Source organism: Roseospira visakhapatnamensis, from assembly GCF_014197915.1.
In the GTDB taxonomy this organism is placed as follows: Bacteria; Pseudomonadota; Alphaproteobacteria; order Rhodospirillales; family Rhodospirillaceae; genus Rhodospira; species Rhodospira visakhapatnamensis.
Genome location: NZ_JACIGK010000054.1, coordinates 1 through 10,195, shown reverse-complemented (window position 1 = coordinate 10,195; position 10,195 = coordinate 1). Strand labels below are relative to the sequence as shown.

The following is a 10,195-nucleotide window of genomic DNA, read 5'->3' as shown; positions in this document are numbered from 1 at the left end:
CGCTGCTGTCGGCATGGAACCGGGCCGACACGGTGAACGCGCCGTCGGGGGGCGCGGCCGGGCGGATGACGCCCAGCGCCGGGCAGCCCGCGACCTCCCCCGGCGCCAGGGTGGCGGCCACCAGGCTGTCCAGGTCGGGATAGCTGTCCCCGATCGTCAGCGGGGCGCCGCCGTCGGCGGCGGCGTCCAGGGCATGGTACGGGCCGAGGCGATAGAGGGTGTCGTGGGGGTTGACCTCGACGGGGCTCAGGGCCTCGACCACCCCCCAGCCGGTGGGCACGGGGCGGCCGGCCAGGCTGGGGCCGCCCTCGGCGCCCAGGCCGCCCCCGGTGGAGGTGCCGGCCAGGGTGGCCTCGGTGATCGGCCGGTCCCGCAGGTCGGCGAGCCGGTCACGCAGGATCAGGTCGACGCCCGACCAGCCGACGTCGGCGCGCTCGACGATGCCCGTGAGCACCGGCGTGAACTGGGCCGTGGGCGCGTCGGCCGGACCCTCCAGCACCGTGATCGCCCGGCCCCAGGCCCAGTCGCGCAGGTGGTCCCACTGGCCGCCGCGATTGGCCAGCGTGACCGCCGAGACCCCGGTGTCGGCCGAGCGCGCCGGGTCCAGATCCAGGCCCATGGAGCGGGTCAGCACCGGCAGCGTCTCCAGGCCATCGATCCAGTCCACAGGGCCCTCGCCGGCGCCCTGCGAGCCCTGGGCGGCATAGCCCCGGTCGGAAAGGCGCAGGGTCACGGACTGGCCGTCGCCGTCCAGGGCCTCGACGCGGATGCGGGTTTCGGTGCTCATGCGCGCCGCCCGCCGACGGCGGCGCGCGCGGCCAGGTCGGCGCGGCCGGTCTGAGCGCCGAGGTCGCGGCGCAACGCGCGCAGCTCGTCCACCAGGACCTGGGTCAGGCCGCCGTCGGTGCGCCGGCCGGCGGAGGCCTCGCCATGGACGGCCGCGCGGGCGCGCGGCGCGAGCGTCGACGCGGCGCCGGTGTCCAGCCCGTCCAGCCAGCGCCGCAGGTCGGCGCCCACGCCGTCGGCGACGCGGGCCAGGTCGGCCCAGGTGGCCACCGCCTCGGCCAGCGCCTCGCGCCGCGCGGCGTCGGTCTCGCGCCAGGCGGCGTAGGCCTCCCGGGCCGCGTCCACCTGCGCCTCGGCGGCCTCGCGGGCGATGGTGGCGGCCTCGCCGTGCGCGGCCAGCAGGTCCCGGACCTGGTGCAGGTAGCGCACCATGTCGCGATTTTCCGGGGTCGCGGCGGCGATCTCGGCGGCGCGGATGGCCGCCGTGTTTCCCGTCAGGCGCCACAGGCTGGCGTCGAGGGTCGCGCGCTCCTGGGCGACGGCGGCGTCCCGCGCCCGGGCGGCGGACACCTCCAGGTCGTGCAGGGCCTGGGACAAGCCGGTGGCGACGATGCCGGTGGCCGCGAACTGGTCGATCAGGTCGGCCAGGGCCGAGGCGTCCAGCCCCGAGACGGCGGCGGCGATCTCGGCCGTCACGGCGCGGGCCAGGGCCGACGCGTCGGCGCCGGTCTCGGCGGCGGCGGTCAGGCCGGCCTCGTAGTCGGCGGCCAGGGCGTCCAGGGTGGTCAGGTAGCCCTGGCCGGTGGCCGCATGCTCGCGGTCGGTCCAGGCGTCTTCCAGCGCGCGCGCGGTGGCCTCGACATCGGCGACCAGCATGTCCAGGACGCCGGGGATGTCGCCGAAGGCCTCGGCCAGCGCGGCGGCGCCGTCGTGGGTCAGGGCGACGGTCTCCAGCCAGCCCTCCAGGGACCGCCGCACGGCCTCGGTCTCCGCCTCCGCCAGGCTGGCGAAGCCGGCCGCGCCGATGCTCTCGTCGGTCCAGCCGGCGGCCCCCATGACGGCGGAGAACTGGTCCCGCAGCCCCTCGGTCTGGCCGATGAACGCCTGGATCTCGGGATTGAGCTGGTCCGCCGCGTCCGCCAGGCCGACCAGCATCAGCGCCGACTGCTTCACCGCCGCGTCGGCCTCGGCCATGCGCTCGGGCATCAGCCGCGCGGTGTCGTCCAGGAACTGGGTGTAGGTGTCGGCGGCTGCGCCCAGGTTGGCCTCGGTCTGGGCACGCACGCTGGTCGACCAGTCGGTCACGCCCTCGGCCAGGCCGGCCAGCGCTGTCTCGAACTCCATCACGAAGGACAGGTCCGGCAGCACCGTCTCGATGTTGTCCGGCGTCACATCTTGCAGGACCCGCGAGGCGTCGGGCATGTCCTCGATGGCGATGCCCAGGGCGCGCAGGTAGGCCGACTGCGCCGCCTCCATGGTCGTGAAGTCGATGAACTGGCCCTCGACCACGCTCGACACGTAGGGCTGGAGGTCCTGCGGTACCCGCGTGTGCGGCGTGGTCAGGCGGAACTCGCCGTCGTCGGCGCTGATCGCCATGTCCAGCGCGCCCGACAGCCGGGCGTCGGTCAGGTCCATGATCTGCTGGACGAAGGTGCCGAACGGGTCCACCGCCGCCTGCTGCGCCGCCAGGTCGGTGTGCTTGCCGAAGTAGTGACCGGTGCTGACCGTGCCGTCCGGGTCGACGGTGATGTGCCCGCCGCCGGCCGGATGCGGGCGGGTGGGGGCGAACAGATCGCCCAGCATCGTCCCCAGGAACGCGCCACCGATGGCGCCCACGGGACCGAGGACCGACCCCGTGGTGGCGCCGAAGATCTGGCCGCCGATGGCCCCGCCCAGCGCCGTGCCGCCGATGCCGCCCAGGACGGCGCCGCCACCCTGAAGGCCCAGGTCGATGAAGGGGTCGCCGCTGCCCTGGAACCCCAGCAGGTTCGCGCCCAGCGAGCCGACGATGCCCCAGGGCGCCGCGTTCAGGCCGCCGGCGAGGGCGCTGCCGAAGTCGGTCATGACGCCCATACCCGCGTCCAGACCCATGAACCCGGGCGGCGTGTACAGCCCCAGGCTCTGGCCGATGCTCCCGGTGACCAGGTCGGTCCCAAGGGTCGAGCCGTTGAAGATGGCGTTGCCGGCCATGCCCGTGGACAACACCGACATGGTGTTCATGCCACCGGCCGGCCCGGCGACGGGATAGGCGGTCCCCGCCGCGCCGCCGGCGGGTGCTGCGCCGGCGGGGGTGCCTGCTGGCCCTACTCCGAACAGGGCGCCGATGGGCTGGGTCACGCCGCCGACGATGGACCGGGCGGCGATGCGCGCGATCTCGGAGAGCACCGCGTCGCCCAGGTCCTCGATCAGGGTCTTGGCGGCGTCGATCGACCAATCGAACTCGGCGATGAAGTCGGCGAGACTGTCTTCCCAGCTGCTGAAGACGCCGGTGAAGGCATCCTCGGTCACGGCGGCGCTGTCCAGCACCGCCACCTGATAGTCATGGATGGCCTGGGTGGCGCCGTCCGCCCAGTCGGTGGCCGCCGCGCGCGCCCGTTCCGTCGCCCGGGTCTGGTCGGCGATCGCCTTGGCCAGCGCCCGCTCCTGGCGGGCGTGCTCGCTGGTCAGGTCGATGCCCCGCGCGGTCAGGCTCTGGATGGCCTCCAGTTCGGCCCGCGACAGCGCCCGCTGCCGCGTCACCGCGACCAGCCACGCGGCCTCGGCCTTCAGCCCGTCGAGCCGGTCGCGCATGTCCCCCAGGGCCTCGGCGCGCTCGCGGGCTTCGGTCTCCTCGGCCAGGGCCGCGACCTTCTCGCGGATCACCTCGGCCTCGGCCGACCCGGACTCTATATTATGTCGCGCCAGGACGTCGGCCGCCTGGCGCTCCACATTGGCGGCCGCGACCGCGTCGCGCCCGGCCAGACGCGCGGCGGTCAGGGCCTGTTCGGCCTCGATCTGGCGGTCCAGGTCGACCACCGCCTGGGCCACGGCCAGGGCCTGGCGCGCGGCGGCCTCTTGCGTCAACAGGGTAACGATCCGTTCGCGGTGTCCGGCACCATGCTGGAGCACCAGCCCCTCGGCCGCCGCCGCCACTTCCGCCGCCTGAATCGCCGCCGCGCCCTGGCCGACGGCGATGGCCATGGCCTGGGCCGAGCGGGTGGCCAGTTCGGTCTGGTCCACCCAGCGCGCCCAGGCATCGGCGCTCTGCGATGCCTCGGCGGCGCGCTGGGTCGCCTCGGCGGCGGCCGCCGCCGCCGCGACCTTCTCGCGGATCACTTCCGCCTCGGCCGACCCGGCCTCGATGTTCAGGCGCGCCAGGGTCTCGGCGACCCGGTTCTCCACATTGGCCTCGCGCACGGCGTCCCGGCCCTGCCGGTGCGCGGCGGCCAGGGCCTGTTCGGCCTCGATCTGGCGGTCCAGGCTCTCGATGGTCTGCGCCACGGCCAGGGCCTGGCGCGCGGCGGCCTCTTGCGTCAACAGGGCGACGATCTCGGCGCGGCGCGCGGCGCCGTGCTGGAGCACCAGGATCTCGGCCGCCGCCGCCACCTCGGCGGCCTGGATCGCCGCCGCGCCCTGGTCGACCGCCCCGGCCATGGCCTGCGCGGCCGCCGTGGCCCGCTCGGTCTGGGCGACCCAGTCGGCCCAGGCCTCGTCGCCGGCGCCGGGCGGCGCGATGGAGGGCACGGAGGATGGCGGGCCGCCGTCCCCGGGCGGCGCCGTCCCCGCGCGGCGCCGGCGGTCGTTCACCTCGGCCAACTGGTCCTGGAGCGCGACGATGTCGGCCTCCAGGCGCGCGCGCTCTTGCCTGAGCGCGGCCAGCCCGGCGTCCTCGCCGGCCTGGTACCCCGGCACGAACCGCGCCCGCAGGCCGTCCGGGTCGTTCGCGTCCCAGAACGCCATCTGTGCCTTGACCGCCTCCAGGCGCGCCTGGGTATTGGCCAGCAGCTCCCGGGTGCTGTCGGCGGTGGCCTCCGTCTCGCCGACCAGGGCGTCGCGGGCGCCGTCGGTTTTCTCCCGCCAGGTATCCAGGTCGGCGTGCAGGTCGACGATGGCCTGTTGCTGCGCCCGTGTCTCGGTGGCCGCGTCATACGCCGCCACGCCCAGGGCCACCAGGGCGGCGGCGGCGAGGACATAAGGGTTGGCCCACGCGGCGACGGCCAGGGCGCGCAGGGCCGCCGCCGCCTCGAGCGCCCATTTGGCCAGCGCCACGGCGGCCAGCCCGGCGGCGGCGGCGATCAGGATGTCGGCATGATCGGCCGCCCACACGGCCGCCTCGGCCAGGGCGGTGACGGCCGAGGCCGCGCCCGAGGCCCAGGCCGCCAGCTGGCCGCTATCGCGGGCCGCCAGGATCATCTCCTGGATCTCGGCCGCCGCCGCCACCAGCGCCGGCGTCAACGCCTCACCGAGGGTGCGCTGTATCGCACCGATAGTGTTCCGGAATACCGTGAATCGCGCTTCGGCCGTCTCGGCGGCGCGTGCCGCCTCGATCCACAGCGCAGTATTCTCGTCCCAGGCCACGCCGGACATGTTCAGGGCGCCGGTCACGGTCTCGACGCCCGCCGCCAGCGCGCCCATGACGCGTGTGTCCTCGCCGGCCGTCAGGCCGAGGGCCGTCAAGACGGCGCCCACGTCGTCGCCGGCCTCCCGGACCTCGGCGAGCGCCTCGACGACGTCCTCGAACACCCCCATCGCGTCTTCCGCGAAGGCCTCGCGCAGATCCTCGGCCGACCGTCCGGTCAGGTCGACGAGGGCGCGCAGTTCGTCGCCACCTTGACGCACCGCGTCATTGATGGCCTGGAACGCGCGGCCGACGGCGCCGCCGGCCAGTTCGGCGCGCACGCCCATCGCCGTCAGGGCGGCGGCCAGGCCGGCGGCCTGGGCCGACGACACGTCGTAGAGCGCCGTGGCCTGGGCCACATAGGTGGTGGCGTGGACGATCTCGCTTTCGGTGGCCGCGAATGAATTGCCCAGTGCCACGACGCTGGACGCCAGCCGGTCCACGGCCTCCTCGCCCTCGCCGGTCACCGTCAGGATGCGCGCGAGCTGCATGGCGCCTTCGCCGCCCACCAGGTCGGTGGCGCCCTGCAACATGGCGATGGTGGCCGTGAAGTGCTCGATGTTCGCGGCGCCATCCACCCCCAGTTGCCCGGCCGCCTGAGCGATGTCGAGCAACTCCAGGGTTGTCGCGCCCATCTCCGGGCGCAGCGCCAGCGCGGCGATGTCGTCGCCCAGCGCGCGCAGGTCGGCGCCGGCCAGGTCGGTGACCTTGCCGACGCCCACCAGGGCGGCCTCGTAATCGACCCATGACTGGACGGCGTCGCGGCCGATGCGAAGCGCGCCCAGGCCGGCGGCGGCGGCGGCCAGGCCGCCGACCAGGGTCCGCACCCGGCCGGCGTGCGCGCCCAGCTGGTCGACCTGCCGGCCCAGGCTGTCCACCTGGCGCGCGGACTGGCCGGCCCGGTCGCCCAGGGTGTCCACCTGTCGGGCCGCCCGGGCCGCCTGGTCGCCCATGGTGTCGGCGTGCCGCGCGGCCTGGGCCGCCTGGTCGCCCAGCGTATCCACCTGCCGGGCCGCCTGGGCGGTCTGGTCGCCAAGGGCATCGGCGCCGCGCGCGGCCTCCCGGGCCTCCTGGCCCAGGGCCTCCAGGCCCTGACCGGTGTCGCGCGCCTGGTCACCGGCCTGGTTGGCGGCCTGGCGCCAGGCCTCCCAGTCCTCGCGGCTGACCTGGAGGGAGCGCCGGAAGCCCTCGGTCTCGGCGCGCAGTTCGACCGAGACGGTCTGGTGGGCGTCACCGGCCATGGGCGGGACGCTCCTGGTCACGGCGGCGGCGGTCGCGCTCAAGGCGCGCGCCGATCAGCCGGTTGGCCTCGGCCTGGGCGTGGGCGGCGATGGCGCGCGCGGCCTCGATGACGCTGGCCACGCGCGGCGACCCCACCGGGATCCCCATCATCCGCCACACCACCTCGCAGGCGACCATGTCCCACCTCATCAGATGCCCGGTTTGCTGGCTGACCTCCCACTCGCGGTCGGCCGCCAGGAACAGCGCCACCGCGTCGGCGCAGGCCGGATGGACCGGCACCACCGTTTCGCGCGGCGGCGCCGGCGGGTCCGCCGGCGGCGCACGGCCGCCGCTCAGGGCCTGACGGTCTTCGCGGCGGCCCGCCGGGTCGCTCGATTGGCCGCCGGCGCCATACCGGGCGCGTGCCCAGGCGCGGCCGACGGCGGCGAGTTTTTTGCGGTGGCCAGTCCGGCTGAGGCCAGGTAGGCCCGCAGGATCGGCGTGCTGATCCAGGGCTGGGCCAGCAGCGGCGCGCCCTTGTCACCGTCGATCGGGATGGGCGCGCCGTCCTCGAAGGCCGCGTCCCAGCCGGTGGCGAGGGCGCGGATCAGGTCGGCGTTGGTTGCCTCACCTTCGACGCTGGATTGCAGCAGGCCCGCCACGTCCTCGACGGTGCGGAAGGTCATGGTGATGACTTGCGGCGCTTCGGCACCGGGCGGGGTGACCTCGACAGGCTCGTCCCAGGTCCACACACTATTCGCGGGCACGACAAACTTGGTCATCGGAGGGTCCTTTCAGGGCCATTTAAACGTGGCTAGATGGGCTACCTCCGGCCCCGCAGGGGCCGGCCGGGCCGACTGGCCCGGCGCCGCGAAGCGGCGGAGGCCCGCGAGGCCCAAAGGGCCGGCCGGGCCGATTTCATCAAAAGAATCTAATACTCACCTCGTCGTCGCCGCCGCCGGTGGGCGTCAGGGCGCGCAGCGGAATGGTGACCATCACGTCGCCCTGATCCTCTCGGTGGGTCGGCCGGCCGATTTGAGCGTTGAACAGGGTGATCTCGCAGCGCTCGCCGAGACGGGTGCCGGCCACCGCGCGCACCCGGCGGCGCTGGCCCACCCAGTCCCAAACGTTGACGGCGTCGGCCGCCGGCTCCTCCACCACCAGATCGGCGGTGATCTCGTGATCGGTGACCTCTACGGTGTCGAGCGTGGTACGGCTCTTGGAGACTACGTCGCCACCCCCGCGCAGGGTCAGGCTCTGGCCCACGGGCATCCACGGCGCGGCCGACAGATCGACGGGCTCCACGCTCAGGGTCAGGCTGTAGGTATCCAGCTCCTCGGGATCCCGGATGGCCGAGAAGTCGGGGTTGCCCGTCGGCGTGGCGCTGGCGCCGGTCCACAGACCGACACCCTTGAAGCTTACCTCCGGATAGCCGCCGATCGCGAAGTTGGCGCCGATCTGGAAGCGGGCGCCCGGGGCTTCGAACAGGGTGCCGTCCAGATTGACGCGCACGGCGGCGCTGGCGTGGTTCCGGCGATCCGAACTGGGCCAGTACTCCACGCCCGGCGGGGTCAGTTCGATCACCCATTGATCGCCGATTGCCCAGTCGGCGGCCATGGCGGGCGTGATCTCGGCGCCACCGGGCAGGCTGATCGGGGTGGCGTCGGTGATGGTGACGGCGGTGGCCTCATGGGCCGCCTCGGCGGTGGCGCCCAGGCCGGTGGCGGGGGCGGCGATGGTGGCCTGGGCCACGCCCGAGCCGCCGGCGGTGGTGCAGGTGACGGTGCAGCGGCGCCGATTGAGGCCGGTGTATCCGGTGCCGACGACGTAGCTCCACCCGCCGGTGGGCGTGCCCACGGCGATCGGCGCGGCGGCCACGGTGGCGGTGCCCGTGAGCGCCACGCGCGACCAGCCCGAGGCGAGCAACAGCGCATCGAAGTGCGGGGGCGCGGCCACGTCGCCCGAGCCCACGGCCTCGTGGGACCAGGACAGGGGCACGCGTTCCTGATAGGTGCCCACGGGCCGCGCGCCCAGGTGCGGCTGCACGGTCTTACGCTGCACATCCTGGCCGGTCAGGCTCGGCAGTTCGGCGTCGATGGCCAGCAGCGCCACCCAGTCCTCGGGCGCCGCCGCGCCCTGGCCATAGGCGGCCTCCAGGGCGGCGAGGATCTCTCGGTTGCGGGTCGACAGCGCCATGTCAAGTCTCCTTTTTGCCGCCGCGCCGGCGGCCGCCGGTCACGGGACCGTTCTCGGCCGGCGCGGGGGCCGGCACCGGATCGCCGGGCGCGGATATGGTCGGCGGGGGTGCGGCGGCCGGGTCGGGCCGGACGCCGGGAGCCGCCGCGCGGGCCGGTCGCCCGGCGGTGTCATGGATGAAGGTGCCAGCCGCTCTCATGGGCTCAGGTCCTCCTCAAAGTGGTGGTGGTCAGAAAGTCGAGTGTCAGGAACACCGCGCCCTGCCGGTCGCGGGACGCGGCGCGGATCTGCTGGCGGCCGCCCTGGTAGCCCAGCGGCGTCCAGCCGTCGGCCGGCGCCACGCCGTCCAGGGCGCGGATGACGGCATGACCCAGGGCGTCGAGCGGCCGGTCGGCCGGCCCGCGTCCGGAGGCCCGGGTGGCCAGAACCGCCGTCATGATGGTGCTGATACGGCTGGTGTGGACGGAGCGCGCCAGCGTCTCGGCACCCTCGTCGCTGGGCAGCATGAAGGCCGCCGGTGTCTGTTTTGGCAGGTCGCCGGCGGCGATCAGCGCCGCCAGGTCCTCGGCCGTCTCGACGGTGGCGATCCCCGGCACGGCGGCCACCCGGGCGATGAGGGGATCGACGAGCGCGGCTCCGATCATGTCACCACGCTCCCGTCAGCCAGTCGGCGAGGATCTCGCCGGCCTGGGCGCGATCGGCGGTCGACAGGCCGAGGTACGGGCGCGCGGGCATGGTGATGGTGTGGGCGCCCACGGCGTGATCGGTGGCGACGGCGCCGCGCGCCGTGCGCTTGACGAACCGTTCGCCCAGCCGGCCGTCCGCATACAGGCGGCGGTGGATGGTCTGCGTGCGGGCCTGGCGCTTGATCTCTCCGCCGAGTTGGTGGATGCGCGCATAGACCAGGTTCGTGCCCTGGCGCACGCGCGCCGCCGTGGCCTGATAGGTCACGGCGGCGCGCAGATGCCCGCGATCGACCAGGGTCTGCCCGCCCTCGGCCAGGGCGCGGAGTGACGGCGGCCAGGGGTTGCCGTCCGGATCCACGCCCATCTCGAACCGATGCCGCGTGGACGTGGTCATCATCCCGCCGATTTCGTCCATGGCCCCGGACATGTCATCGGCCCGGGCCACCAGACCATCCAAGCCGGCGGTGACCAGGTCGTCGGCGCTAACGGTGATGGAGATCCCGGCCATCAGAACCCACGCATGCCGTCGCCGCCGAACTGGCCCGGCGCCATGGGTACAATGGCCGCGCCACCGCCGGTGGGTTGGCCGGTGGCGGTGTCCAGCGGCTGCTGTCGGCTGTGTAACCTGATGTCTGGAAATTTTGTTCGTGGGGGCGCACCTGCGTGCCCATCCGTGGGGCGAGCCCCACGGATGGGCTACCCTCCATTC

General features: G+C 74.4%; 7 protein-coding genes. All 7 read right to left on the bottom strand.

Annotation, left to right across the window (positions count from 1 at the left end):
• On the bottom strand, positions 1 to 787 hold a 787-nt coding region (locus GGD89_RS18765; protein ID WP_184048822.1), incomplete at its 3' end, for a hypothetical protein.
• Positions 784 to 6,624, bottom strand: coding sequence for a phage tail tape measure protein (locus GGD89_RS18760; RefSeq protein WP_184048820.1), 5,841 nt, complete (start codon positions 6,622 to 6,624; stop codon positions 784 to 786). The genes GGD89_RS18765 and GGD89_RS18760, both read right to left, overlap by 4 nt.
• Complete coding sequence (locus tag GGD89_RS18755) at positions 6,614 to 6,904, bottom strand: hypothetical protein (protein ID WP_184048817.1); 291 nt, start codon at positions 6,902 to 6,904, stop codon at positions 6,614 to 6,616. Before GGD89_RS18755 ends, GGD89_RS18760 begins: the two co-directional genes overlap by 11 nt.
• 53 nt (positions 6,905 to 6,957) lie before the next feature.
• A complete protein-coding gene (locus GGD89_RS18750; RefSeq protein WP_184048814.1) occupies positions 6,958 to 7,386 on the bottom strand; it encodes a hypothetical protein in 429 nt (142 codons plus the stop codon).
• A gap of 139 nt (positions 7,387 to 7,525) precedes the next feature.
• Entirely contained in the window at positions 7,526 to 8,800 is a 1,275-nt protein-coding gene (locus tag GGD89_RS18745) for a hypothetical protein (protein WP_184048811.1), read from the bottom strand.
• Between the two features lie 203 nt (positions 8,801 to 9,003).
• Positions 9,004 to 9,444 (bottom strand): phage tail terminator protein, encoded by a 441-nt coding sequence (locus tag GGD89_RS18740; RefSeq protein WP_184048808.1) that lies wholly within the window; start codon positions 9,442 to 9,444, stop codon positions 9,004 to 9,006.
• 1 nt (position 9,445) lies between these two features.
• Positions 9,446 to 9,994, bottom strand: coding sequence for a phage virion morphogenesis protein (locus GGD89_RS18735; RefSeq protein WP_184048805.1), 549 nt, complete (start codon positions 9,992 to 9,994; stop codon positions 9,446 to 9,448).
• Positions 9,995 to 10,195: the final 201 nt, after the last annotated feature.